The sequence below is a fragment of the Synergistales bacterium genome (assembly GCA_021736445.1).
Taxonomy (GTDB): Bacteria; Synergistota; Synergistia; order Synergistales; family Aminiphilaceae; genus JAIPGA01.
The window spans coordinates 78,771-104,267 of sequence record JAIPGA010000002.1 but is presented as its reverse complement, the minus strand read 5'-3'; the positions used below and the strand labels follow the sequence as shown (position 1 = coordinate 104,267).

The window sequence follows — 25,497 nt, the reverse complement described above, 5'->3', positions numbered from 1 at the left end:
CATGTCGCTGGGCGGCATCCGTGATGAAGCTGAGATCAGAGGGCACCGAAGAACCTACGTGGGCGCATTGCCTGGTCGAATCATACAAAAGATACGGAACGCCGGGACCAGAAATCCCGTCATGCTGCTTGACGAAGTCGACAAACTCGGTGTCGATTTCAGGGGAGATCCGTCGGCAGCGCTTCTGGAGGTTCTCGACCCTGAACAGAACCATCAGTTCACCGATCATTTTCTTGAAGTACCCTTCAACCTGAGTCGCGTTCTCTTTTTGACAACCGCCAACGTCTCGCACACTATTCCCAAGCCGCTCCTGGACAGGATGGAAACGCTCCATATCCCCGGGTACGTGGCGGAAGAAAAGATGCACATCGCCAAGGAACATCTTCTGCACAAGGTAACCCTGGAAAACGGGCTTTCTGAAGAGGAGATCTCCATTTCCGATGGCGTCATCCAAAAGATCATCGGGGAATACACCCGCGAAGCCGGGGTACGGAATCTGGAGCGTCAGCTGGCGAAGATCACCCGCAAGACCGCCCGAAAGCTTGTGGACGAACAGGAAAAAGGACAGGAGCGGAATGGACCGATCCGGGTGACGAAACAGCAGCTCCCCAACCTGCTGGGACCGCCCAAGCGGAAAGATACCAGGCTCCCCGAACAACCCACCCGGGGCACCGGCGTGGGGCTGGCATGGACAGAAACCGGTGGGGATGTCCTCGTTATCGAGGCCGTCACAATGAAAGGAAAGGGCGAAATCACGCTCACCGGAAACCTCGGCGCTATCATGAAAGAGTCGGCGAAGACGGGGCTTGGCTACATCAAGGCCAATGCATCGGCACTGGGCTTGCAGGAAGAACAGATAGACAACCACGACATCCATGTCCACGTTCCGGAAGGCGCAATCCCCAAGGACGGCCCCTCTGCCGGCATCACCATGACCATAGCCATGCTCTCAGCCCTGTCCGGGAAAACGGTCCGGCCTGATGTCGCCATGACCGGGGAAATCTCTCTCAGGGGCAATGTGCTGCCCGTAGGAGGAACGAGAGAGAAGGTGCTTGCCGCCAAACGGTACGGAATCCAGCGAGTGGCCCTGCCGGCCGACAACAGGGTTGACATCGAACAGTTCCCGGCCTGGATCCGGAAAGGAGTCGAATTCATCTATCTGGAACACATAAGCCACCTGATCGAACTCTTACTACAGGTAGAGGAGCAAGCCGCATGACCGCATGGAATGTGACCCTGCACAAGACATGTTTTGAACTGAAAGCAATACCGGCCTGCACCTTACCGGAAATCGCCATCGCCGGGAGATCGAACGTGGGGAAATCCACGTTGCTGAATGCGCTCTTCGGACGTTCTCTGGCCAGGGTAAGCAAAAGCCCGGGAAAGACAAGGAGTCTCAATTTCTACAGGATCCAAACCGACTCCCCCTTTTTTCTCGTCGATCTGCCTGGATATGGATACGCGAAACGTGGCTTTGGAGAACGATCTCAATGGGGGACCATGATCGAACAGTACTTTCTGCAGCGTCGTGACCAGGCTCTGCTTTTGCAGCTTGTGGATTTTCGGCACGGTCTGCTTGCCAACGACAGACAGCTGCAGAACTGGGTCCGCGAGAATCGACTGCCCTGCCAGGTGGTGTTCACAAAGGCCGACAAGATCGCCCGCGGAAGACGGAAGGGACTCTTTGAGAGCTATCTTTCCGGAGGAATACAGTCGCTGACAAAACCTCCGATAACCGGAGCCGCCAAAGGTTTGGGGATAGATGAACTCCGCAGTCTGCTCGAGGAATTCGCCACAGAGAATACACCGGCACACCAGTAGAACACAGAGTGAGCCTGAGCCTTTCTAAACAGTACGGGGGGAACGCAGGATGACAGAACTGGCATCAAGTTATCAACCTGAAAACTTAGAAAATAAATGGTATGCATGGTGGTTGGAAAAGGAGCTTTTCACTGGTGATGTTGATGCAGGCGGAGAGCCCTTCAGTATTGTGATTCCACCTCCAAATGTAACTGGTTCCCTCCATATGGGACACGCTCTGAACAACACACTGCAGGATGTCATTTGCAGATGGAAACGTATGCAAGGGTATAACGTTCTCTGGGTGCCGGGCACCGACCATGCCGGCATAGCAACACAGAATGTTGTGGAACGCAATCTCGCCGGCGAAGGCATCGATATCCACGAGCTGGGGCGGGAAGAATTCGTCAACCAGGTCTGGGAGTGGAAAGAGACCTACGGAAACAAGATTATCAATCAGCTGAAAAAACTGGGGGCATCCTGCGACTGGTCCCGTGAGCGGTTCACCATGGACGAAGGGCTCTCACGTGCCGTCCGCGAGGTCTTTGTGCAGCTCTACAAGAAGGGTCTTATCTACAAGGGCGAGTACATCATCAACTGGTGTCCTCGTTGCCACACCGCTCTTTCGGATCTCGAGGTGGAGCACACGGAAGTAGAGGGAAAACTCTACTGGGTTCGGTACCCCTTTGTAGATGGAGAGGGCTCCATCGAGATAGCCACCACCCGTCCGGAAACCATTCTCGGTGACGTCGCCATCGCCGTGCACCCCCGTGACGAACGCAACAGACACCATATCGGAAAATCGGTCCGGGTGCCCATGAATGGGAGAGAGATCCCCATTATCGAGGATGACATGGTGGATCCGGAGTTTGGTACAGGTTTTGTCAAGATCACCCCGGCCCACGACCCCAATGATTTCCTGGTGGGACAGCGCCACGGCCTTCTCTCGGTACAGGTGATCGACGAAGCCGGTATCATGAACGAGCAGGCCGGCACACTGCAGGGCCTGGATCGTTTCGCTGCCCGGGAGCAAATGGTGCAGCATCTGGGACAGACCGGCCGGCTCGTCAAGCAGGAACCCCATCATCACGCCGTCGGACACTGCTACCGATGCAATACTGTCGTCGAACCCTACCTGTCGGAGCAGTGGTTCGTACAGGCCAAACCATTGGCGGAGCGCGGCGTTCAGGCTGTCCGCGAAGGACAGATCCAGTGGATCCCCGAACAGTGGGTGCGGACCTACTACCAGTGGATGGAGAACATCCGGGACTGGTGTATCTCCAGACAGCTGTGGTGGGGCCATCGTATTCCCGCCTGGACCTGTGCGGACTGCGGACATGTGACTGTTGCCGAAACCGATCCCGATGTCTGTGAGGCCTGCGGCAGCGTACACATCGAACAGGAAAGCGATGTCCTCGATACGTGGTTCAGCAGTGCTCTCTGGCCCTTCTCGACGCTTGGGTGGCCGGAGAACACCCGGGATCTTGAGACCTTTTATCCCACGGGGCTATTGGTCACCGGATTCGACATCATCTTTTTCTGGGTCTCCAGAATGATCATGATGGGGCTGGAATGCATGGACGAGATCCCCTTCCGCGATGTCTACATCCACGCACTCGTACGGGACGCCCAGGGGCAAAAGATGAGCAAGTCCAAGGGCAATGTCATCGACCCCCTTGAGATCATCAACATCCACGGAGCCGATGCCCTGCGCTTCACACTCTGTGCTCTGACCGTGCAAGGTCGAGACATCATTCTCAGCGAAGAGAAGATCACTACATACCGTCACTACCTGAACAAGCTGTGGAACGCCGGCCGCTTTGCACTCATGCATGGAGGAGAAACAACGGCGGTTGCGGATATTGCAGCACATCACAAGGAAGAAATGCGTCTCTGCGACTACTGGATACTCTCCCGTCTTGACAATACGGTGACGGAAGTGACAGAGGCACTGGAAGGATACTACTTCGGCGAAGCCGCCAGAAAGCTCTACGATTTCGTCTGGGCGGAGCTCTGCGATTGGTACCTCGAACTGATCAAGCCCACCCTGAGAGGGCATGAAGGAAACGAACGGAAGCTCGTAGCGCAGGGCATTCTCAGCCATGTTATGCGAACGATACTGCTCCTGCAGCACCCCTTTATTCCCTTTGTTACCGAAGAGTTGTGGCATGCCTTCCGGTTTGGCGACAACTCGATAGAGCAGGAGCCCTGGCCGTCGTCATCCGGCTATCGTGACGAAACAGCGGAGGAGGCCTTCCATTTCTTCATGCAAGTGGTACGGACGATCCGCAATCTTCGGGCTATCGCGAACCTCTCTCCTAAGCAGAAGGTCGGCACGGTACATCTGACAGCAATGGATGACAGCAGACAACGGCTCGTGGAAGAGGTTGAGGATCAGCTTTCTCTGCTCTCGGGGGTGGAGAAGGTACTGTGCAGCCACACAACCGAACGCCCTGCCGGATCCCTGGCCGAGATTCTCCCTGATGCCACCATCTATCTCCCGGTGGGTGACCTTATCGATATCGCCAAAGAGATAGAACGACTTGAAGAGGAGCTTGGGAAGGCCGCCGCGAATATCACACGGTGCGACACAAAGCTGGCCAACCAGCAATTTTTGGACAATGCGCCCGCCGAAATCGTGGAGAAGGAACGGGCACGACGGGAGGACTACGCAAAGCGTCGGGCCCAGCTCGAGGCAACGCTGGAGACCCTCCGCTCCGTGTAGTGTCTGGACCTATGGCGGGAGTAATGAGTACAGAGGAGCGGTATGCCTTTATCGAACTGGAGAAGGAGCTGGAGAGCCTGGCCACACCTGGTATGCGCCCGGGACTGTCCAGGCTCTCCAGATTGTTGCTGCGCCTGGGAAATCCGCAACGAGCGTTTCCGGCTGTCCATGTGGCCGGCACCAACGGGAAGGGCTCGGTATGTGCCTCCCTGGACAGTATCTGTCGGCATGCGGGGATGCGCTGCGGGCTCTTCACAAGCCCTCACCTCTGCAGTCTTGCGGAGCGGATCCTGATCAACGGGGAGCCCCTGTACAGCGGACAGTGGAGGTGGGCCAAGAGGCGCGTGGCGGAATGCATTGAACAGGACGCACAGCTGAGAACGGCTCCGCCGACCTTCTTCGAACTGGCTACCGCGATAGCCTTTTGCCTTTTCCAGCAGGAAAAGGTGGATCTCGTTATCTGTGAAACAGGCATGGGCGGACGTCTCGATGCCACCAATCTGCTTTCACGGGTATTGGTGAGTGTCGTGACGTCCATCGGTGATGACCACCAGCGTTTTCTCGGATCCGATATGAGGGAACGGGCCTGGGAAAAGTTCTCGATATTCCGTCCTGCCGGCACAGCGCTCTTTTCAGGTACTCCCCCTCAACTGAACGAACAGTTTGACACTGCATGCAAAAGGATCGATGCGCGGGGATGCATCCCCAGTACATGCTGGGACGTTACGGTGATACACGAAGACCTCTGCGGATCGCAGCTTTCCTTGCACCGGAAAGGGGATGGGATGATACATCCGCACCTCCCGTTGCCCGGAAGACATCAGATCGAAAACAGTCTTCTGGCCGCAGAGGCAGCCTCTTCTCTCTCCCGGACATTCCCGGCCATCACGCCCACGGCAATCGAGTCGGGCCTCAGTGGGGCCAGATGGCACGGGAGAGGAGAACTGGTTCACGGCAATCCGGATCTCCTTCTTGATGGAGCACACAATCTGCAGGGGTACGCTGCATTGGTCGCTCTGCTGAACAATCTCTGGAACAGGAACAAAGAAACCATTGTCCTCTTTGCATCTATGGAGGATAAGGGGTATACACAGGGCTTGGAGCTTCTCCGCCCCTGTGCTCAGGAGGTTATCTGCACTGACCTTCCCGAACATGCGCGGAGCGTTCCGTCTGATCGACTGGCCCGGACAGCGGAAGATGCAGGGTGGCCACATGTCCGGGTTGCCGGTAACGTGGAAAACGCACTGGATCTCATCCGGGGGAGGGGACAGCTTGGTGTGGTCTGCGGCAGTCTCTATCTTGTCGGGAAGGTGCTTGAGGTGCTTTGGAACAACGAAAAAGGTCGGCAACCTGCGTGAACACTCCCACCTACACCGTCGAAGAGGGTGCGTGGAGCTGGAATCTCCGGTACCGGAGCAGCCACAACCCCTCAGAGATAGAGCTCTTTATGCTGGGCCGAACACGCCATGGCAAACGTGACAAGTCGGCGATACGGGAAGGGTTGAACGCTTTCCCGATGTCCTGGATTCTCAGCCCGCGGCAGTGTCACGGAACCGCATGCATTCCAGGGAAAAGGATATGGGCACTCCCCTGGCGGCCCTGTGCCGATGGCATCATCCTGCAAACGGGGGAAGTCTGGGGAACCTTGCAATTCGCCGACTGTTTCCCTGTCGCCGTCACCTCAGCGGTCCCCTTCCGATGGATTGCGCTCGTCCATGCCGGATACAGAGGGGTAGTCAAGAAGGTCCTTTCCTCAGTCCTCGGAACCCTCCGGCAACGCTTTGGCCCCGCCGCTCTGCGGACCTCCGAGGTTTGGATCGGACCCGGCATCGGAGCCTGCTGTTATTCCAGAGAACTGGACGATCCCTGGACCAGACGGGGAATGCAGAACCTGGGAGGGGAACTGTGGTCCCGAAAGGGGAGACATGTCTTTTTCGATCTGGCACGTGCATTACGAACCCAGTGTCGCGATGCAGGCGTTCCGAGTAAACGGATCTCGACGGTTTCCCTCTGCACCCAATGCAACCGCAGCCAGTTCTTTTCCTATCGAGGCGGGGACACCGTTTCCCGGAATATTCTTTTTGCAAAGATTACCGGCCTTGATGACCACAAACCCCTCGCCTTTTGGGAAAATGTACTGAAAGGGTAGAACACAGGCCAGACTCGCAGGGAGTGATCGGGGTGGAATCAGTTCGCGTCGGGGTGATAGGAGTCGGGCATCTGGGACATCACCACGCCAGGGTATATACGGAGATTCTAGGAACAGAGCTTGCCGGGGTTGTGGACACCAACCCGGAAAAGGCCGCCACAGTCGGAGAGACACTTCGTGTTCCGAGCTATACAGACATCGACACCTTTTTCAAGGAAGCCAGACCGGATGCGATCAGCATTGCTGTCCCCACCCGAGAGCATTATCAGGTTACCCGAAAGGCGCTTCGCCGAGACATCCATGTACTCGTGGAAAAGCCCGTGACATCGACTGTCGAAGAGGCTGAGCAACTTTTACGTATTGCAGAAAAAAACAACCTGGTTTTTCAAGTAGGGCATATCGAACGATTCAACAGCGCTATCAGACATGTAGCATCGATCACAGATCACCCGCTGGTTCTTCAATCCCGGAGGTTCGGCCCCTATTCACCCCGGGTTGCCGATGTCGGCGTTGTGCTTGATCTCATGATCCACGATATCGATATCATTCTCTCGCTGGTGGATTCCACACTTCTTGAGGCAACCGCCGTTGGCCACTCCGTCGTGTCCTCCTATGAGGATGTCGCTTCGGCGCAGTTCCTTTTTGCCGATGGGACCATAGCGAACATTCTGGTGAGCAGGGTTTCCAAGCAGAGGTTGCGCCGTCTGGAAATCATGGAAGCCGAACGCCACATTGCCGTGGATTACGAAAAACAGGATGTCTCGGTGCACCGTTGCGTACAGGGTGGCGAAGGCCGGCGTGTCGAGATCGAGGAACACCCGATATTCCCAAAATGTGAACCACTCAAATTGGAATTGCAACATTTTGTTTCCTGTGTCCGGGAGGGAAGACAACCGTTGGTGGGAATCAATGACGGCAAACGGGCACTGGAGGTTGCTGTTTCATTGCTCCGGCAGATATGGGAGCAAAAGTGCGACAGACCATCAGAGATAATGGTTGCGGGGTAAGTCAGCGCTGCTCTTCATTCCCGCCAATGGTCATCAACAAAGAGGGTTTGCCCCTCTTTGTTTTTTTGCATGGGCTTCTGCTGCAAAGTTCGACCAGGTCAGGTATAGTGTACACAGGGAATCCAGAGGATCCGACGAAAACGGGGGGACTGTCCTTGCCTGCAGTAAATGTTCAGGCGCTGTTGGCGCTTCTTCTCTTTGGCATAGCGATTATGCTTGCAAAAATGGTAAATAACATCAACCGAGGGGATTGGCCCGGAGGAAAGGCCTGGGTGTTCTATCTGCGCATGCTTCTTGGCTTCGTCTTTGCCGCTTCAATCACCTTTGCCTTCTATGCCTTTGCCGGGATCAACATTCTCAATCACTAGATGACTTTGGAGATGGGTCATGGATAGCACAACAGGAGAGCAGGGGAACCAGATCTCTTGCAGACAGACCCCATGGCGCGCCCTCTGTATGGCCGGCATCCTCGCATCTCTGCTTCTTTTCGTCGGATCCGCGCAGACCGCGCAGTCAGAGGCCGCCACACCCGAGGTCCCAACGGTCCAGAGAGAGCTGGCCGAAAAGCTGCTCGTGCAGGGATACCAAGCGTATACGCAAGGAAGGTACTGGCATGCGCTCGTTGCACTGGACAAGGCAATCGAGAGGAATACCTATCTCATCGACTACTACCTTATGAAAGCTCTGGTGTTACGGGAGATCGGTCTCCTCGAAGAGGCCCTGCAGGCACTCCGCCACTATCGGGAAGTGCGTGGCAACGAGGATGCACCCAAACGCATGGTGGAGACCTTCAAACAGGAGCAACGATTCCTCCAGATGCTCCTGGAAGGACGAGGCGACATCGAGACGGTGGCGTTTACTGAGTATCCCCTCAAGAGATTTCTCAGACTCAAACTATGGGATATGGTGCGATTCTCTGGATTGGGGAAGGTCGCACGTATGCACAGGCAGCTGTATTTCCCCGATACGCACGGTGATCGAGTGATCTGCATCGAGACAGCGCCGAACGAAAAAAGCACCAAACGGGTCTACGAGGTACCGGAACCGGTCGCCGTTTGCCCTGTCGATACCGACAGCTTTCTGCTCCTTACCCGCGACGGCTCTCTCTACCGCGGGCAATCGGGAAGCGACGGGGAATCACTGCAACCGCTGGCTTCCCTGTCGGTGCGGCCGTCGGATGCCGTCCTGCTCTCCCGGCATCGCCTGGCGATCGCGGATTGGGGCGGCAGACGCGTTGTTGTGTACAACATGAAAGAGAAACGCATTGAAGATATCTGGACCCCCGAAGAGGAGGTCTTTTTCGAACCGGTGGCCATCGACGCCTCGGGCTCGTTGTTGGCAGTGGCAGACCGCGGCTCCGAACAGGTTTATGTCGTCAATGTACATTCCTGGGTTGTCGAACGCCGGAATCGCATTGAGCAACCTCGGGATCTCGTTTGGGCAGGAGCCGGGAGAATCGCCGTCATTTCCGAGAAAAACAGGTCGATTGCCATGCTTTGCGCCGAAGAACCCGCCCATACGCTCGTCGAAGGGCTCAAGGCTCCCTGGAGTATCGTAACCGGAAACTGCGGACAGCTCCACTGCTTCGATCTTCCCGGAGACAACTGCTGGATCGGCAGGCCGCTTCCCTCCGGCGAAAGGGAATTCCTGCTCAACGTTGTTTCCCCTCACCTTGACCGGACAGCGGACCCTCTCCAGGCCCAAGTGACAGCCATAGTCGGTTTCCCCCTGCTGGAGGAGTTTGACCGGTGGAATGCACAGGCTTCCGCCGTCTGGCTGGGACAGGAAGTCCAGACAACCCTCAAGAAGGTGTCCAGGGAACTCTCCACCCCGTGGCGCCTCCTCGCCCCGGGACGAACACCTCAAAGCGACAAAAGCGTCCTCTACCAGCCGGGTGCCGGCCTGCCGGGCGTGTTCCAGCGCATCACAGCACGGCAAGGGAGACTCCCGGACCAATTGCTCGTTGATGGGGCTCTGCGTCTTTCCAAGGAAGAGTTGAACACCCTCTTAGCGCTGGCGCTGCATCACAATATGCGCGTTTCGCTCTGGGCGACGGAAACCCCGGATCCGTCACTCGCACGTATCGCCCGGGCTGCTGGTGGAGAAACGTACTTCGCCGCGGACACCTTCTCTATACCACGGGCGACAACCACGGTCTGGAAGGCGACAAGCCCACTGCCTGCAAACGCCCTCCCTCCCGGATACATCAATGCCTCGCTCTTTGCCCTGTATCTGGATGCCGGGAGTATCGCGCTCCGTGACTGGCTCCCGCTCTGGCCTGCCGGGTTACCGCAATAATGCGTCCTTTGGCAGTCCCTCTGGTTCGGAACGCGTTGCCCATATTGACGGGTACCGTACAATAAGACATTGGGATTCGCCTCCATTCGAGGCGAACCCCATGGACAGACACGAGACAATGATTTGTTTAAAGGAGATGCCACGTTATGGACACGATGATATCCAAAGCCCTCCAGGGGGATAACCGGTCGATTGCGAAGGTGATAAGTCTAGTAGAGGGAGAAAGCCAGTTCTCTGATTCCATTATGAGAAAGATCTATCCGTACTCCGGAACGGCCCAGATTGTAGGGGTCACAGGAAGCCCGGGAGCCGGGAAGAGCACCTTCTCTGATAAACTCATTAAAAAACTCAAGGCCCAGGGAAAGAAAATCGGCGTTATCGCTGTCGATCCGACTAGCCCGTTCAGTGGAGGAGCGATCCTGGGGGACCGGCTGCGGATGCAGCAACATGCCCTCGACCCGGATATATTTATCCGCAGCATGGGCACTCGGGGCTCTCTCGGAGGACTGAGCCGGAGCACCTACGAGGCCGCTCTGATCCTGGATGCCTGCCAGAAAGATGTAGTGATCATCGAGACCGTCGGTGTCGGGCAGTCAGAGGTTGACATCGTCAAGATCGCCGATACCGTCTGCCTGATGTTGGTACCGGGAATGGGCGATGATGTACAAACAATGAAAGCGGGCATTATGGAGATCGCCGATCTCTTCGTCATCAACAAAGCCGATCACGATGGGGCGGACAGGCTGGTCACCGAGGTGAACATCATGCTTGATCTCATGGGAGAGCGCCAATGGCGCCCACCGGTCCTGAAAACGGTGTCGGCCAAGGGTACGGGAATAGATGAGGTCTATAGCTCCCTCAACAATCACAACGACTTCCTCGTCCGCAGCGAAGAGGGGAGAAGGCGCCGCTTCGCCCGCCTTGAACTTGAGGTTGAGGAGGTACTCCGCCGGGAGGTGGCCCGTATCGTAGAGCAGGCCTGGGATACCCGGAAAATGGAGGATCCCGACATCCTGCAGCGTCTGGCGGAACGGCAGACGGATCCCTATGCGGTTGCCGACAGCGTGCTTGACCGGGCCCTGTAACACACAGGGCAACCCTCTCTGCTGCCTGTTATGATGCGTTCCAGCTCTCGAACCATGACATGCACAACACGTCCGATGGAGGAGGGACCTCTATGTACATAGCCATTGGAGCCGATCATGCCGGTTTTCACCTCAAGGAAGAGCTGAAAACATTCTTGGCCGATCATGGACACAGTGTGGACGACTTCGGTGTTGCAAGCGATGAAACCAAAAGCGACTTCCCCGATTTTGCCTTTCCCGTGGCCCGTTCCGTTGCTGCGGGAAGCTACCAGCGAGGCATACTCATCTGTGGAACAGGCATCGGTATGAGCATCGCCGCAAACAAGGTCAACGGCATACGTGCCGCGCTCTGCCGCGGCGTGTACGACGCTCTCCAGAGCAGACGGCACAATAACGCCAACATTCTGGCTTTAGGAGGGCGGACGACAGGTGTCGATCTTGCAAAGGAGATTGTTTACAGCTGGGTCAACGTGGAGTTCGAGGGCGGGCGTCATCAGAATCGCCTGGGCAAGCTCGAACATCTTATCTGTGAAGGCAACGTGGAGACCCGAAGTGGTTTGGAACGGGCTACACCCCTCCATGTTCTTGAGCATCCTCTGATACAGCACAAGCTGGGTATCGTCCGGAATCGCGACACAACGGTGAAGGAATTTCGGGAGCTGGTGCAGGAGATCGCCGGCCTGATGGTCTATGAGGTAACCCGCTATCTCCCACTCACAGATACAACCGTGGAAACCCCATTGAAGACCACCTCGGCCAAGAGTCTGGAAGGGAAGAAACTGGCGGTGGTCCCTGTCCTCAGGGCGGGCTTGGGTATGGTGGAGGGCATTCTCGGCACGATTCCCAACGCCAAGGTCGGCCATGTCGGCATGTACCGCGACCCTGAAACGCTGGAACCAGTGGAGTACTACTGCAAACTGCCGGGTGATATCCACGAACGGGACGTTTTTATCGTCGATCCCATGTTGGCTACCGGAGGATCGGCCAGCGCCGCCATCACACTCCTCAAAAAACGGGGATCCTCACGCATCTCTCTGGTCTGTCTGATCGCCGCTCCGGAGGGGGTCGCCCGGGTACAGAAGGATCATCCGGATATTGATATCTTTACAGCTTCTCTGGACGAGCAGCTTGACCAAAACGGGTTCATCGTTCCAGGTCTTGGAGATGCCGGTGACCGCCTTTTCGGAACCAGGTAACCCGGCCCTGCTTCTGTGATGTTCTGGACAATTCCCTTTGTCTTCGGGCTTCTCTGGGGATCCGGGATTACCCCGCTTACCATAGAGCTTTCCAAGCGGTATCGGGTTCTTGACAGAGGGGGAGAACGGAAAATGCACGCCGGGACGGTACCCCGAGGGGGCGGACTCGCACTCTGGTCGGGATATGTTCTCTGGGTGCTTCTCTTTTCTCCTGCAGACCATTTCTTTTCCCCAGTCATTGGAACTACCGTGACTGTGGTGTTCTTTGTGGGATACCTGGATGACCTCTATCGACTGCCCGCTGCAGCAAGACTCGTCGTTCATCTGGGTGCGGCCGCGCTTGTGGTCTTTCCGATGGAAAGCGAGCTCTGGGTCTCCCTTCTCGGTATGATCTGGATAGCAGGCCTGACCAGCGCGTACAATATGATCGACGGACTGAATGGGCTCTGCCTTTTGCTTTCCACAGGTTCTTTCCTGCTTGCCGTGCTCCTCGGTGCGATCGAGCTCCCGTTACTTGTGGCCGGCCTCTGCCTCGGCCTATTGGTATGGAACTATCCGGTCGCCAAGACGTTTATCGGCGACGGAGGCAGTACCTTGCTCGGATTTCTGTGGGGGGCCTGCATGTTTACACTTATGCAGTCCTCCCTTTGCTCGTTGAGCCTGGGGAAACTCGTCATCCTTTTGTTCCTCCTGGGGGGCATTCCGGCATTGGATACAGCGATTTCCATAGTGCGTAGAGCCCGAAAGCGGCAATCACCCTTTCACCCAGACCGGGAACATCTGCATCATCGTCTTCTTTCCAGAGGGATTCCTCTGCCTGCTGTTTTATTAATTTTGATTTTCATTCATACAGCAATGCTGTTTTCTGGAATATACTTCATATTGATTATTTAATGATCCATTCATTCCTGAAATGTGGTGAAACAAAAATGTCAAAAGGTCATGAATCGGCATACGCAGGAACAGCTCCACCGTATACGGTGATCGTTGTGGTTGGCACACGCCCCGAGGCCATCAAAATGGCTCCGGTGATCAAAGCGCTTGAGGAGTCTGTGCTTCTCCGCCCCTATGTGCTCGCCACAGGCCAGCACGAAGAGATGCTCCTCTCTCCATTGCGTTTCTTCGGGCTTGAACCGGACAGTATGCTCCGTATCATGAAAGAGGGACAGACCCTGGACTACGTGACCGCCGCCGTTCTCACCGGAGCAGGAGATGTGCTGGATGCCGTTTCTCCGGATGTGGTCCTGGTGCACGGCGATACCACAACGACCTTCGCCGCAACACTCGCTTCGTTTTACAGGGGGATCCCCGTAGGGCATGTAGAGGCAGGTCTCCGCAGCGGCAGGTTGGCAACACCGTTCCCCGAGGAGCTCAACCGTGTACTCACCGATGCGATGTGCACGCTGTGGTACGCCCCTACGACCAATGCGTACAACAATCTGGTTGCCGAGGGAAGAAAAGAGGACCGTATCGAGATCACAGGGAATACGGTGGTGGACGCCCTTCTCTGGGCGTCTCAAAGGGTACGGCGCCCGGACAACCAGGATCTTGCCGCTCTGCCGAAGGATGTCCCGACTGTGCTCCTCACGGCGCACAGGAGGGAATCCTGGGGAAAGGGGCTTGAAAACATATGCTACGCTGTCATGGAGCTTCTCAAGCAGGAACCGGCGTTGTGGTTTCTCGTGCCCATGCACCTGAATCCCCGGGTCAGAACGGTTATCCAGGGGATACTGGGCAGGGAGGAACGCGTCATCCTCTGTGACCCCCTTGCCTATCCCGACTTCGTGTGGGCTATGAAACGGTGTTCCCTGATCCTTTCCGACAGCGGCGGGGTGCAGGAGGAAGCCCCCGCCCTGGGGAAGCCGGTGCTTGTCCTTCGGGATGTCACAGAACGTCCCGAAGCGGTTGAATGCGGCTCGGCAGAACTGGTGGGAACAGAAACGGCGCGGATCACTCTTGCTGTGCGGCAAAAGCTCAAAGAATGCAACGATACCCGTGCCGCACCGAAAACATACAACAACCCCTTTGGTGACGGCAAAGCCGCGGAGCGGATACGCGCTTCGCTGGAAGCGTTCCTGGGATCCGATTCAGGCTGCGGTTCAAGTGAGGAGGCATACAGTGTTTGATGAAGAACAGAGCATGACCATTCAAGGTGGCGTACCCATACAGGGAGAGGTTTCTGCACAGGGGGCAAAAAACGCTGCGCTTCCAATGATGGCTGCGGCACTGCTGATCCCGGATGGAACGCTTCGTATTGACAATGTTCCAGATCTTCAGGACACTCATACCATGGCGCAATTGCTCCAGGAGCTTGGAGCCAAGGTGCATTTTCAATCGAATACCGTGGTCATCGAGACACCCAAAACAATAGGCTGGACAACACCTGTGCGGCTCGTCCGGCGGATGAGGGCTTCCTCCCTCGTTCTCGGGCCGCTGTTGGCCCGCTGCGGCAGAGCGATACTGCCCCTGCCTGGGGGATGTTCCATCGGCAGTCGGCCCCTTGACCTCCATCTGAAGAGCTTTTCCCGCATGGGTGCGGACATCGAACTTGAGCACGGTTCGGTCCACGCATCACTGAACGAACTGAAAGGCAGCAGGATCTACCTGGATTTCCCTTCTGTAGGGGCCACGGAGAATCTCATGATGGCGGCTGTCCTCGCTAAGGGCGACACGGTCATCGAAAACGCGGCGCGGGAACCGGAGATCATCAACCTTGCCGAGACGCTGCGCGCTATCGGGGCCCTGATCAAAGGAGAAGGAACCGGCACAATCCATATCAAAGGGGTCCATGAACAGGACCTGGGCAGTGCGACCGTCACAACCATCCCGGATCGCATTGAAGCGGCGACCTTTCTGCTTGCGGGCATCATCACCGGAGGGGCGGTGACGGTTTCCAAGGTCATCCCGGAACATATGGACCATCTCCTGGTAAAGCTCGAAGAGGCCGGCGGGGTATGCGAAATCCATGAAAACCGGGTGCGGGCATGGGCATCGGGAAGGCTGGGAAGCATTTCCCTCAAAACCATGCCCTTCCCGGGCTTCCCGACGGATCTCCAGCCGCAGATGATGGCGCTCCTTTCCCTCTCGGAAGGAACGAGCGTCGTGCTGGAAAACGTATTCAGGTCCAGATTTCTTCATGTCAGTGAGCTCCAGCGTATGGGTGCCGAGATAGAAATGCAGGGGAATGCCGCCATTATCCGGGGAATCCGCACCTTCATGGGCGCCGAGGTCTACGCCACCGACCTCCGGGCCGGTGCCGCCCTGGTTCTTGCAGGGTTGTCGGCCCCCGACGAAACCAATGTATTCGGGATGGCTCATGTGTGGCGGGGCTATGAGAATTTTGTAAGAAAGCTGCAGCTTCTTGGAGCTGACGTAGGAATCCGCAGAACCGGGAAGGGATAGGCGCAACAGGCCGCATCCACCGTGCAAATCAGGCAGAAGACGCACAGAGGCAGGGAGGAAGAAACAATGACCTGGATGGACAATATCGCTCGGAAGGTACTGTCTGGTCTTGAACCGTACAGACCGGGGAAACCGATAGGAAGCGTGCAACGGGAGCTGGGTCTCAAAGAGATAACACGCCTGAGTTCCAACGAGAATCCCTGGCCACTCCCGGAACGCGTTCAGGAAGCAATCCGAAATGCTTCGGTCGAAATCAATCGCTATCCCGACCCGGAGTCGTACTATCTCCGGAGGGCGCTTGCGAAACAATACGGTGTCTCCCCCAAGGAGGTAATTGTAGGAGCGGGAACCGAAAGCATCCTCTATTCCCTTTTCCAGGCTGTTATCGATGAGGGCGACGAGGTGGTCTACTATACACCCACATATCCCCTCTACAAGCTTGCGGCCTGCGCTGCCGGCGCCAATTGTGTCACCGTCGATGTTCCGCTGCATACGACGCCGGCGGTGGAAAGCATTATGGCGAGGTGTACCGACCAGACAAAGGTCGTCGTCCTCTGTAATCCCAACAATCCCACAGGACTGTTCATCGAACGCGACGAGTTGATACAGCTATCCGCCTTTCTCGAGGGCAAGCAAACGCTTCTCGTTGTCGATGAGGCCTATGCCGAGTTTGTCACCGACCCGCGCTACACCGGCGGTGTTCAGCTTTTCCGGGAGTTGGGCAATGTGGTGATCTTGCGGACCTTTTCCAAGATATACGGCCTCGCTGCGTTACGTGTGGGGTATTCCATCGCCCCGAAACCCATTGTGGAAGCCTACGAACGGGTACGCCGCGTTTTCGGCGTGAACAAAATCGGGCAGGCGGCCGCACTGGCCGCATTGCAGGAAAAACAGTATATCGAGGATATCCGTGACCGGACCATCGCAGAGCGGGAGCGACTCACGTCAGAGCTGATGGACATGGGGCTGAGGGTCTATCCGACCCATACCAATTTTCTCCTGGTAGCGGTGAGCAACTCCTCCTCGATCACCGAACAACTGCTGCGGGAAGGGATCATCATCCGCCCGGGGGAAGACCTCGGCGTCCCCGATCATATACGGGTATCCATCGGATTGCCCGAAGAAAACGAACGTTTTGTTTCTGCTCTGAGAAAGGTCCTGAAACGTTCCGGGAAATGATGCAATGAACAAAACACCTCTGGACATTCAAGTGCTTCTCTTCGTGGGACCGGCCGGGACGGGCAAGAGTCAGCGTGCACAAGTCGTCGCCCGCAATCTTGACGTGGATATCATCATCGACGACGGTCTGGTGATACGCAAAGGGCAGATCGTCTGCGGGAAAAGCGCCAAAACCGAACACAACCAGGTGCGGGCGATCCGGAGAGCGCTTTTTCAGTTCGAGGACCACCGCGAAGAGGTGTACGGCTATCTCGCCGCCAGTGCGCCCTGTCGCCTGATGATTGTGGCCACATCCGCAGGCATGGCCCAGAGGATACTCCGCCAACTGGCGCTGCCCCGGGAACGTCAGGTCATTCGCATCGAAGAGGTGGCGACCACAGAAGAGATCGAACGGGCGCAGGTCGATCGCCGGGAAAAGCGACAACACGTCATCCCCGTTTCCTATGTGCAGGTGCGACGCAACTTTGCGGGAAAGCTGGTTGGAAAGTTGAAGGTGTTCTGGCACCGGGACCAGCATCAGGGAGAAAAGACAGTGGTGCGTCCCCCCTTCAGTTTCCTCGGCGAGTTGAACATCGATCCTGACGCAATCGGGGTTATCGTCAAGACAATATGTCTGCGCTCTCACCAAGTGGAGGATGTCCCCGAGGTCAAGGTGCGGGAGATCGAGAAAGCCATGATTGATATCGAGGTGCATCTGGTCCTCTCACTCCAGGGCAGCACACTCGTTGAACGGGCCCTCTTCCTCAAACAGCGGGTCCATTCCAGCTTGAGTTACTTCACAGGCGTTGAAGTCCACAAGGTTGATATCATTGTAAGCGGGGTAGTACCATGACAAAAGAGCTGAAGTACCCTCAGAACGAAGCGGAACGACAGGCAACCTGGGAAGAATGCTGGAAGGAACTGCAGCGACAGGTGAGCGGCTGCACCAAATGCCCTCTTTCCGCCTCGCGGAATCGTGTCGTTTTCGGTGACGGCGATCCCCATACGGATCTTATGTTTATTGGAGAAGGACCGGGCGGCGATGAAGATCAGCAGGGAATCCCATTTGTCGGCAGGGCGGGACAGCTGTTCAACAAGATACTGGAAGCCGCCGGTATCGGGCGGAACGAGATCTTCATCACCAATGTGGTCAAGTGCCGTCCCCCCAGCAACCGCAACCCTTCCATAGAGGAGATGACAGCCTGCGACGGGTTTCTGCATTCCCAAATCGCACTCATCAATCCGCGGCTGATTGTCTGTCTTGGGAACACACCGACAAAATGGATTCTGAAAACCACGGAAGGGATTACGAAACTGCGGGGGCATTGGTTCCCCTGGAAGGGCATCCAGGTACGCCCCATGTTCCATCCGAGCTATCTGCTACGGAATGCCTCCAACAAAACGGGAAGCCCCAAACATCTCACCTGGGTTGATATCCAAGAGATCAAACAGGCGTGGCGGAACGGGGAGTAGATGTGGTGATACAGGAAAAACGGAAGGTTCCCCAACATATCGCCATCATCATGGATGGAAATGGACGGTGGGCCAAAGCACGCAATCTGCCGAGAATCATGGGGCACCACGCTGGTGTCAAAACGGTGGAACGCATTGTCAGGGCGGCCAAGGATGAGGGGGTGTCCCATCTTTCGCTCTACGCGTTTTCCACGGAAAACTGGAAGAGACCGCGGTCCGAAGTCAAAGGGCTCATGGGATTGTTCCGCTACTACGTTCGCGGCAAGGTCAAGACAATGATCGGAGAAGGCGCACGGCTCCGTTTCGCCGGACTCCTCCGGGAGCTCCCCGAGGACATCAGAAGCATGCTCGCCTGGGCTGAAAGGGAAACCGCACAGGGCACCGATATCGACCTGATCGTCTGCCTCAATTACGGGGGGCGACAGGAAGTGATGCAGGCCGTGAACAGCCTTTTGGAAGAGGGGAAGCGCCCACCAATCACGGAACAGGACATTGCGGACCGCCTCTTTCTCCCCGATCTCCCCGATCCGGATCTTCTTATCCGCACAAGCGGCGAGTATCGGTTGAGCAACTTCTGGCTCTGGCAATCAAGCTACAGCGAATTCTACTTTACCGAGAAATTCTGGCCTGATTTTTCCGCACAGGATCTCCACGAGGCAATCAATGAATATATCAGAAGGGACCGACGGTATGGTGGAACGGGTACTTCCTGAACAGAACGCACGCAATTTCCTTCTTCGGACGGCAAGCGGTTCCGGCGTTGTGGTCGCCATCGTTTGCGGCCTCTATCTGGGCGGCTGGTTCTGGTTTTGTGTGGCCGGTTTCATCGGCATGGTCTCCCTCTGGGAATACTACTGCCTTGTCCGTTCCCAATTCCACGTATCCAGTGGTATCGGAATGATTGCAGGGCTGTCGGCCATCGTGCTTACCGGCTTCAGTTGTTCCGACGGTCTTACGCTGGCCGTCTTCCCCGTCGCCTGCATCGGCATTCTCATACTGGAGATTCTCCGGCGTCAGAGCACCAAGTCCAGTGATGCCCTGAGGAACCTTGGAGGAACCCTCTCGGGGGTCGCCTATGTGGTGCTTCCCTGGTGTTTGATGATCTACCTCCGGTATCAGAATTGGGGATTCCTGGTGCTCCTGACCCTTTTCCTCTGTACATGGGCCACCGATGTCACCGCCTATGTCGCCGGCATGCAGTGGGGCGAAAAACCCTTTTTCCCCTTTGTAAGCCCCAAAAAAACACTGGAGGGTGCGGCGGGGGGACTGCTGGGGAGCCTCTTCGCGGCAAGCCTCATCTCCTTCGCCCTGGCAATCCCTCCCATTCCTCTCTTGCTCATCGGTCTGATCTGTGGCACATTGGGGCAGTTTGGAGACCTTGGGGAATCGGTGCTCAAGCGCGAGGCCCACAAGAAGAACAGCGGCGCTCTCATCCCCGGCCATGGGGGGATGCTCGACCGCTTTGACAGCATTCTCTTCAACGCAAGCTGTGTCTTCATCCTGTTTGAGGTGGTTCTCAAGTGAATGCTCGAGGAGAGATCCCTCAGGTACGACTTGCCGTCATCGGCGCCACAGGCACCGTAGCGGACGCGGTGCTCTGGGTATGTCGGCACTTTCCCGAACAATTCTCCGTCGAAGCCATCGTGGCCAGAAAAAACGTGGACAAGATGCAGCAACTCTGTGACGAATTCCAGCCGCGTTACATCGGTTTGACGGACACCGAAGCAGCAAAGGCCTTCCCGGCCGGACGATACGCTTCCACCCTCTTCCAGGGCCCCGAAGCACTGGAAGAGGTGGTGCGGCTCGATCGTATCGACCATATTGTGTTTGCCTCTTCCGGGACCATGGCCATCCAGGCATTGCGAACGGCACTGAATGAAGGGAAGGACGTCTCTCTTGCGAATAAGGAGAGTATCGTCGTAGGAGGCCCCTGGGTACTGCCGTCCATCCAGCGGAAAGGACAGCTGCGCCCTCTGGACAGCGAACACAACGCCCTCTGGCAGTGCCTCCGGGAGGAACGGACAGACCAGGTCGCCGACGTCTTCCTGACCGCTTCGGGAGGTCCCTTTCGTGATGATGACCGGGAAACATTGGCACAGGCCACGCCGGAGATGGCCCTCCGCCACCCTGTGTGGCGCATGGGCGGGAAGATCTCCGTCGACAGCGCCACACTGATGAACAAGGGTCTTGAGCTTCTTGAGGCGATGCGGCTCTTCGACCTCCGGGCGGATCAGGTCCATGCCCTCATCCATCCCGATTCCCTGGTACACGGTATTGTGACCTTCATCGACGGCTCTTCGAAGATGCTCTACGCCTCACCCGATATGAAACAGCCCTGTGCGGTTGCGCTTGGCTTTCCGGATCGACTGCCGTTGTCAGGCACGGGGTACACCGTTGCGTTTCCGGAACATCTGCAGCTTACCTTTACCCCGCCCGATACGGATCGCTTCCCCTGTCTCGCCCTCGCCCAGGAAGCCTGCCGCCGTGAAGGGCCCTACCCTGCACTGCTGGTGGGGGCCGACGAGGTGGCCGTCGATGCGTTCCTGCAGAGGCGCATCTCGTTGATCGAGATCCCCGGCATCATAGAACATGTCTTCAACAGGCACAGCGGGGCCGCACCGGAATCACTCGATGAGGCCCTTGCCATCCTTGAATGGGCAAAAGCTGAGGCACGAAAACAGGTCGGTCAAATACTGTAACAGACCGTTGGTAGGAGGATAGGTATGTCGCTCGTCGCGTTTCTTGTCGTAATAGCAATCTGTGTCATGATACACGAATGGGGCCATTTCATCACAGCCCGTCTGATGGGGGTGCAGGTGCACGAATTTGCCTTCGGCATGGGGCCTGTACTCAAGCAAAAGCAGTGGCGTGATACAATGTGGTCCCTTCGGATCTTTCCCATCGGCGGATTTGTACGGCTGGCAGGAATGGGGGAGGAACGGGAGGACGAAACCGTCCGGCCCGGCGAGGACTTTCCCTCCAAAAAACCCTGGCAGCGATTCCTGATCCTCTGCAACGGAGCTGTACTGAATATCCTGCTGGCTCTTGTCCTCACGATGCTGCTCCTCTCCGGACACGGCGTGCTTGATATGAACAGCACGAAGATCGGGGAGGTCATGCCGGGCTATCCCGCCGCCACCTCTGAACTCGAACAGGGGGACAGCATACTCTCCGTCAATGGCAAAGAGGTGACAGACTGGAACACCATGGCGGCGGCCATCCGCGATGCAGGCACGGAGCATCCAGTGCGGCTCGAGGTCCAAACCGGGGACGGGACCAAAACCATGACGGTGCCTCTGAAAGCGAACCCCGAGTCCGGGGTGCCATTGCTTGGCATACGCCCATCGATGAAACGCTACGGTATCCTCGCCTCTTTCTCCAGGTCCTTCACCTATCTCTGGGATATGAGCAGCAGAATCATCGGGGCTTTGGGCTCCTGGATTACCGGCCGCCAGAGCGTTGACGTCACAGGTCCGGTCGGCATAGCCGAAATGGCGGGCAAGGCGGCCAGGCAGGGCATATGGCCATTCCTCTCCTTTCTGGCCGTTATCAACCTCCATCTGGGAATCCTGAACCTTCTCCCCTTTCCGGCTCTCGACGGAGGCAGGATCTTCTTCGTCCTGGGGGAGATGATCACCGGAAAGCGGCTGCCGGAGCGTTGGGAATACTATATCCACCTGGCGGGATTCGTGATACTGATATCCCTCATACTGGTGATTACCTGGAAAGACGTCGTCTCCCTCTGGGGATAATGACCGCGGAAAGAGGTTGAGGTATATTGTCAGAACGGGAAGTCGCTGTTGGTAATCTTTCTATAGGAGGATCTGCGCCGGTACGAGTGGAGAGTATGCTGAAAAGCCCACTCGAGGAATACGATACCTGTCTCAAGGAGATCCAGCTTCTCCACGAAGAGGGCTGCGAGCTTGCCCGGGTTGCGTTTCCGTCGGAGCAGGACGTATCCCAACTCAAGCGTCTCTGTCGCACCTCGCCGATACCTCTTATGGCGGACATCCACTTCTCTGCAAAGCTGGCTGTTCTGGCGCTGGAAGCCGGTTGTCCTGCTATCCGTATCAACCCCGGCAATCTCCCGCCGGGGGAGATTCGCTGGATTTCGGAGACCGCACAGGACAGGGGTGCGGTCATCAGGATCGGGGCCAATTCCGGCTCCCTGAGCACACGGCACCTCGAGCAGGGAGACGGGGACAGGGGCACGGCTCTTGCCTGCGCAGTGGGCGAGCAGGTCGGCCTGCTGGAGGACTGCGGCTTCGACAATATGATCATCTCCGCCAAGTCCACATCGATACCCGAAACGGTGCGGGCGAATCAGCTCCTGGCTTCACGGTACAGCTATCCTCTCCACATCGGCATCACGGAAGCAGGGACAGGCATGACCGGTACTGTCAAATCCTCGGCGGGGCTCGCGCTCCTGCTCTCCCAGGGGATAGGGGACACGCTGCGGGTGAGCCTGACAGGCCCCTCCAGTGAAGAACCCCGTGTCGGCTTTGCGCTTCTCTCGGCGCTGGAGATACGGCAACATGGCGCGGAGCTGATCTCCTGTCCCACCTGCGGACGGAAAAAGATGGATGTCTTCGGGGTCGCCAAAAGCATCGAACCCCATCTCGCCCGGTTCCCCTCGGGGATCAAGATCGCTGTGATGGGCTGTGAGGTCAACGGCCCCAGGGAGGCGATGGAAGCCGACATCGGCGTAGCCGGAGCTCGCGAGGGGATGGTTCTGTTCAAACATGGCCGTTTTGTTCGCCATCTTCCGCCCATGGAGATCGATGCCGTTGTCCGGATTCTCCTCGAGGAAGCCCAGAGGGGGCAGCGGTAGACAGAGATCACTCATTTTTGAAAGGGGGTACGAGGCATGCTGCCCGTACCGACACAGTACACGCTTGTGATAGGGAAAGGAGAGGCGGAAACGGAGCTGACCGCCTTCGACGCAGCGCTCCTGGATGCCCGGATCGGCAACATGAATCTTCTCCGTGTGAGCAGTGTTCTCCCGCCGGGCTGCCTTTTCGTCTCGCAATTCGACATGCCGCTGGGTTCCCTTCTGCCGGTGGCCTACGGTTCTCTCCAGAGCACCACACCCGGTGAGACCATCGCTGCAGGAATAGGGGTGGGCGTTCCGGAAGACAGCGGAGACTCCGGCATGATCATGGAGTTTTCCGGCCGCTGTTCGGCTGACAGGGCAGCGATCCAGGTGGAGGAGATGGTGCGGGAGGCCTTTTCATTTCGCGGCATTCCCCTTGGTGAAGTGAAGGTGAAGTCCATCGAGCACACCGTCGAACATTGCGGTTGCGTCATCGCTGCCTGCCCGCTCTTTTATCGGTAAAGGAAGACGCCCATGGATGTACAACAGGAACGTCGTGATTATGATCTGTGGTTCACCGAATACCAAACCCGGGATCTCAGGCTGGGACTCCGGATTAAGCGGGTGCTACGCAACATTCAGACGGCCTACCAGCACCTGCTTGTGGTCGAGACCCAGCAGTACGGGAATCTCCTGGCTCTGGACGGCGCAATCCAGATCACCGAGGCGGACGAGTTTGCCTACCACGAGATGATGGCCCATATCCCCAGCTGCGCCCACCCGTCGCCAAAACGGGCCCTGGTGGTCGGAGGAGGGGATGGAGGCGTCATCAGGGAACTGTTGAAACACGACTCCATTGAAGAGGCGGTGCTGGTCGATATCGACCCCGAGGTCACCCGCGCCTCGCGGGACTTCTTCCCGAAGGTGAGCAAGGCTCTCGATGAGGATCGCGTCACGCTGCTCACAGCGGATGCCCTTGCGTACATCAAGGGGCAATCCGGCAGCTTTGACATTGTGGTTGTGGACAGCACCGATCCGGTTGATTTCGCCGCCGGGCTCTTCCGGGCCCCCTTTTACCGGGATGTCGCGAAGGCGCTCCGTCCCGAGGGGATCATGATCGCCCAAACGGAGTCCCCCTTTGCCGAGCCCGAACTCGTACAGGGCGCCTACAGGGAATTGAGCACCGTCTTCCCTGTCACGGCACTCTGCTGGGGGGCGTTGCCCACCTACCCGACAGGGATGTGGACCTATGCCGTGGGATCGAAGGTCCTTGACCCCGGAGAACCGCGGCGCACCCTGCCCGCCAGATCAACACGCTACTACAGCTCGTCGGTCCACCGTGCCGCCTTTGTGCTTCCGCCCTTCCTCTCGGACATGATCAGGACCTCCAGAGAATGACGCGGTTCATGGGTTCCAGCCGCACCCCTTCCCGGGAGGACTGGGTGCTTTTCGGCGCCCCTCTGGACGCCACGGTATCCCGCCAACCCGGAACGAGGAACGGGCCGCGGGAAATCAGGAATGAATCCTGGCACCTCGAGGAGTTCAGCTGCAGTCTGCGGAAAAGCCTCGATGAGGTTGCCTTCGCAGATATCGGCGACCTGCACTTTCCGATCGGCGAACTCACAACATCGCTGGCCACCATTGAATCCGTCGCGGCAAGGATCCTCTCCCGGGGGAAACGTCCGGTGGTGCTGGGCGGCGAACATCTGGTGTCCTGGGCGGTCCTTGCCGCCGTCACCGCTGTCTACCCGGATGTCCGGGTGCTCCATATCGATGCCCACGCGGATCTCCGGGAATCGCTCCATGGAGGCGTCATGAGCCATGGAACGGTGATGCGTCAGGTAGCAGCCAACCTTTTGCAACATTCCTCTTCCCTCACACAGACAGGCATCCGCTCCGCCACAAAAGAGGAGTACCAATGGGCAAGCGACCATACCGGATTCTACCCCGGGAGTACCCCCGGCGTTCTGGCAGAGCTCGCACCGGCCCTTCTGGGGAGGCCTCTGTACATCACCCTGGACATCGATGTCTTCGACCCCGCCTGTGCGCCTGGAACCGGCACTCCCGAACCTGGGGGCTGGATGAGCGGCGACTTCTTCCAGGCTCTCCCGGCGCTGCAGTCACTGAATGTTGTGGGGTTCGACCTGGTGGAGGTCTCTCCGCTTCTGGACTGCAACAACATCACCTCTCTGCTCGCCGCGAAGATCGTCCGCGAACTCCTCCTGCTCCTTTCCTGAAGGCTTTCCGCCCGCGTCTCGCCGGGCCACCGCGGCAGAGGGTGCCCCCGCAGATGCCAAACTCTGATTTGATTTGGCAACAGGGGAGAGATGTGGTATAAAAGACAAAAGTAAACTCAAGGAACCACGCAGTTCATTTTACCAAGGGGGGATC

Annotated in this window: 24 protein-coding genes; all 24 read left to right on the top strand. The window is 57.3% G+C overall.

Going from position 1 to position 25,497, the window contains the following annotated elements:
• Window positions 1-1,219 (top strand): AAA family ATPase (locus K9L28_00980; protein ID MCF7934908.1); only part of this gene is annotated, 1,219 nt, incomplete at its 5' end.
• Window positions 1,216-1,821 (top strand): ribosome biogenesis GTP-binding protein YihA/YsxC, encoded by a 606-nt coding sequence (gene yihA, locus K9L28_00975; GenBank protein ID MCF7934907.1) that lies wholly within the window; start codon window positions 1,216-1,218, stop codon window positions 1,819-1,821. The genes K9L28_00980 and yihA, both read left to right, overlap by 4 nt.
• 49 nt (window positions 1,822-1,870) lie before the next feature.
• Window positions 1,871-4,525 (top strand): valine--tRNA ligase, encoded by a 2,655-nt coding sequence (locus K9L28_00970; protein ID MCF7934906.1) that lies wholly within the window; start codon window positions 1,871-1,873, stop codon window positions 4,523-4,525.
• A gap of 23 nt (window positions 4,526-4,548) precedes the next feature.
• Window positions 4,549-5,883 (top strand): bifunctional folylpolyglutamate synthase/dihydrofolate synthase, encoded by a 1,335-nt coding sequence (locus K9L28_00965; GenBank protein ID MCF7934905.1) that lies wholly within the window; start codon window positions 4,549-4,551, stop codon window positions 5,881-5,883.
• An 89-nt stretch (window positions 5,884-5,972) separates the two neighbouring features.
• On the top strand, window positions 5,973-6,674 hold the full coding sequence (locus K9L28_00960) for a polyphenol oxidase family protein (GenBank protein MCF7934904.1): 702 nt from the start codon (window positions 5,973-5,975) through the stop codon (window positions 6,672-6,674).
• Between the two features lie 32 nt (window positions 6,675-6,706).
• On the top strand, window positions 6,707-7,681 hold the full coding sequence (locus K9L28_00955) for a Gfo/Idh/MocA family oxidoreductase (protein ID MCF7934903.1): 975 nt from the start codon (window positions 6,707-6,709) through the stop codon (window positions 7,679-7,681).
• 155 nt (window positions 7,682-7,836) lie between these two features.
• Window positions 7,837-8,049 (top strand): flagellar biosynthesis protein FliR, encoded by a 213-nt coding sequence (locus tag K9L28_00950; GenBank protein MCF7934902.1) that lies wholly within the window; start codon window positions 7,837-7,839, stop codon window positions 8,047-8,049.
• A gap of 205 nt (window positions 8,050-8,254) precedes the next feature.
• A complete protein-coding gene (locus K9L28_00945) occupies window positions 8,255-9,979 on the top strand; it encodes a hypothetical protein (GenBank protein ID MCF7934901.1) in 1,725 nt (574 codons plus the stop codon).
• Between the two features lie 146 nt (window positions 9,980-10,125).
• Window positions 10,126-11,064 carry a methylmalonyl Co-A mutase-associated GTPase MeaB gene (gene meaB, locus K9L28_00940; protein ID MCF7934900.1) on the top strand — a complete coding sequence of 313 codons (939 nt, stop codon included), beginning with the start codon at window positions 10,126-10,128 and terminating at the stop codon, window positions 11,062-11,064.
• Window positions 11,065-11,156: 92 nt separating this feature from the next.
• Window positions 11,157-12,260 carry a uracil phosphoribosyltransferase gene (upp, locus tag K9L28_00935; GenBank protein ID MCF7934899.1) on the top strand — a complete coding sequence of 368 codons (1,104 nt, stop codon included), beginning with the start codon at window positions 11,157-11,159 and terminating at the stop codon, window positions 12,258-12,260.
• A 132-nt stretch (window positions 12,261-12,392) separates the two neighbouring features.
• The gene (locus K9L28_00930; GenBank protein ID MCF7934898.1) at window positions 12,393-13,154 is read left to right on the top strand and encodes an undecaprenyl/decaprenyl-phosphate alpha-N-acetylglucosaminyl 1-phosphate transferase; all 762 of its coding nucleotides are present in this window, start codon (window positions 12,393-12,395) and stop codon (window positions 13,152-13,154) included.
• A gap of 35 nt (window positions 13,155-13,189) precedes the next feature.
• Window positions 13,190-14,386 carry a UDP-N-acetylglucosamine 2-epimerase (non-hydrolyzing) gene (gene wecB / locus K9L28_00925; protein ID MCF7934897.1) on the top strand — a complete coding sequence of 399 codons (1,197 nt, stop codon included), beginning with the start codon at window positions 13,190-13,192 and terminating at the stop codon, window positions 14,384-14,386.
• 13 nt (window positions 14,387-14,399) lie between these two features.
• The gene (gene murA, locus K9L28_00920; GenBank protein MCF7934896.1) at window positions 14,400-15,662 is read left to right on the top strand and encodes a UDP-N-acetylglucosamine 1-carboxyvinyltransferase; all 1,263 of its coding nucleotides are present in this window, start codon (window positions 14,400-14,402) and stop codon (window positions 15,660-15,662) included.
• 66 nt (window positions 15,663-15,728) lie between these two features.
• Complete coding sequence (gene hisC / locus K9L28_00915) at window positions 15,729-16,841, top strand: histidinol-phosphate transaminase (GenBank protein ID MCF7934895.1); 1,113 nt, start codon at window positions 15,729-15,731, stop codon at window positions 16,839-16,841.
• 4 nt (window positions 16,842-16,845) lie between these two features.
• Window positions 16,846-17,673 (top strand): hypothetical protein, encoded by an 828-nt coding sequence (locus K9L28_00910; GenBank protein ID MCF7934894.1) that lies wholly within the window; start codon window positions 16,846-16,848, stop codon window positions 17,671-17,673.
• The gene (locus tag K9L28_00905) at window positions 17,670-18,293 is read left to right on the top strand and encodes a uracil-DNA glycosylase (protein ID MCF7934893.1); all 624 of its coding nucleotides are present in this window, start codon (window positions 17,670-17,672) and stop codon (window positions 18,291-18,293) included. The genes K9L28_00910 and K9L28_00905 overlap by 4 nt, the downstream gene beginning before the upstream one ends.
• A gap of 8 nt (window positions 18,294-18,301) precedes the next feature.
• A complete protein-coding gene (gene uppS / locus K9L28_00900) occupies window positions 18,302-19,006 on the top strand; it encodes a di-trans,poly-cis-decaprenylcistransferase (GenBank protein MCF7934892.1) in 705 nt (234 codons plus the stop codon).
• On the top strand, window positions 18,984-19,817 hold the full coding sequence (locus K9L28_00895) for a phosphatidate cytidylyltransferase (GenBank protein MCF7934891.1): 834 nt from the start codon (window positions 18,984-18,986) through the stop codon (window positions 19,815-19,817). Before uppS ends, K9L28_00895 begins: the two co-directional genes overlap by 23 nt.
• Before the next feature lie 14 nt (window positions 19,818-19,831).
• Entirely contained in the window at window positions 19,832-20,992 is a 1,161-nt protein-coding gene (gene dxr, locus K9L28_00890; GenBank protein ID MCF7934890.1) for a 1-deoxy-D-xylulose-5-phosphate reductoisomerase, read from the top strand.
• A gap of 18 nt (window positions 20,993-21,010) precedes the next feature.
• Window positions 21,011-22,045, top strand: coding sequence for an RIP metalloprotease RseP (rseP, locus tag K9L28_00885; GenBank protein MCF7934889.1), 1,035 nt, complete (start codon window positions 21,011-21,013; stop codon window positions 22,043-22,045).
• A 23-nt stretch (window positions 22,046-22,068) separates the two neighbouring features.
• Entirely contained in the window at window positions 22,069-23,124 is a 1,056-nt protein-coding gene (ispG, locus tag K9L28_00880; GenBank protein MCF7934888.1) for a flavodoxin-dependent (E)-4-hydroxy-3-methylbut-2-enyl-diphosphate synthase, read from the top strand.
• A 36-nt stretch (window positions 23,125-23,160) separates the two neighbouring features.
• Window positions 23,161-23,628, top strand: a complete 468-nt coding sequence (locus K9L28_00875; GenBank protein MCF7934887.1) for an arginine decarboxylase, pyruvoyl-dependent — start codon at window positions 23,161-23,163, stop codon at window positions 23,626-23,628.
• Window positions 23,629-23,640: 12 nt separating this feature from the next.
• Window positions 23,641-24,504 carry a polyamine aminopropyltransferase gene (gene speE, locus K9L28_00870; protein MCF7934886.1) on the top strand — a complete coding sequence of 288 codons (864 nt, stop codon included), beginning with the start codon at window positions 23,641-23,643 and terminating at the stop codon, window positions 24,502-24,504.
• Window positions 24,501-25,343: an agmatinase gene (gene speB / locus K9L28_00865; protein MCF7934885.1), complete on the top strand. Its 843-nt coding sequence runs from the start codon at window positions 24,501-24,503 to the stop codon at window positions 25,341-25,343. Before speE ends, speB begins: the two co-directional genes overlap by 4 nt.
• The last annotated feature ends 154 nt before the right edge of the window (window positions 25,344-25,497 follow it).

What these genes read in the sequence shown, in the direction of transcription:
- upp (MCF7934899.1), top strand. Translation starts at nt 11,157, where the DNA reads ATGTACATAGCCATTGGAGCCGATCATGCCGGTTTTCACCTCAAGGAA.
- K9L28_00895 (MCF7934891.1), top strand. Translation starts at nt 18,984, where the DNA reads ATGGTGGAACGGGTACTTCCTGAACAGAACGCACGCAATTTCCTTCTT.
- speE (MCF7934886.1), top strand. Translation starts at nt 23,641, where the DNA reads ATGGATGTACAACAGGAACGTCGTGATTATGATCTGTGGTTCACCGAA.
- meaB (MCF7934900.1), top strand. Translation starts at nt 10,126, where the DNA reads ATGGACACGATGATATCCAAAGCCCTCCAGGGGGATAACCGGTCGATT.
- K9L28_00875 (MCF7934887.1), top strand. Translation starts at nt 23,161, where the DNA reads ATGCTGCCCGTACCGACACAGTACACGCTTGTGATAGGGAAAGGAGAG.
- speB (MCF7934885.1), top strand. Translation starts at nt 24,501, where the DNA reads ATGACGCGGTTCATGGGTTCCAGCCGCACCCCTTCCCGGGAGGACTGG.
- K9L28_00905 (MCF7934893.1), top strand. Translation starts at nt 17,670, where the DNA reads ATGACAAAAGAGCTGAAGTACCCTCAGAACGAAGCGGAACGACAGGCA.
- K9L28_00965 (MCF7934905.1), top strand. Translation starts at nt 4,549, where the DNA reads ATGAGTACAGAGGAGCGGTATGCCTTTATCGAACTGGAGAAGGAGCTG.
- K9L28_00910 (MCF7934894.1), top strand. Translation starts at nt 16,846, where the DNA reads ATGAACAAAACACCTCTGGACATTCAAGTGCTTCTCTTCGTGGGACCG.
- hisC (MCF7934895.1), top strand. Translation starts at nt 15,729, where the DNA reads ATGACCTGGATGGACAATATCGCTCGGAAGGTACTGTCTGGTCTTGAA.
- K9L28_00930 (MCF7934898.1), top strand. Translation starts at nt 12,393, where the DNA reads ATGCACGCCGGGACGGTACCCCGAGGGGGCGGACTCGCACTCTGGTCG.
- wecB (MCF7934897.1), top strand. Translation starts at nt 13,190, where the DNA reads ATGTCAAAAGGTCATGAATCGGCATACGCAGGAACAGCTCCACCGTAT.
- K9L28_00970 (MCF7934906.1), top strand. Translation starts at nt 1,871, where the DNA reads ATGACAGAACTGGCATCAAGTTATCAACCTGAAAACTTAGAAAATAAA.
- K9L28_00960 (MCF7934904.1), top strand. Translation starts at nt 5,973, where the DNA reads ATGCTGGGCCGAACACGCCATGGCAAACGTGACAAGTCGGCGATACGG.
- murA (MCF7934896.1), top strand. Translation starts at nt 14,400, where the DNA reads ATGACCATTCAAGGTGGCGTACCCATACAGGGAGAGGTTTCTGCACAG.
- yihA (MCF7934907.1), top strand. Translation starts at nt 1,216, where the DNA reads ATGACCGCATGGAATGTGACCCTGCACAAGACATGTTTTGAACTGAAA.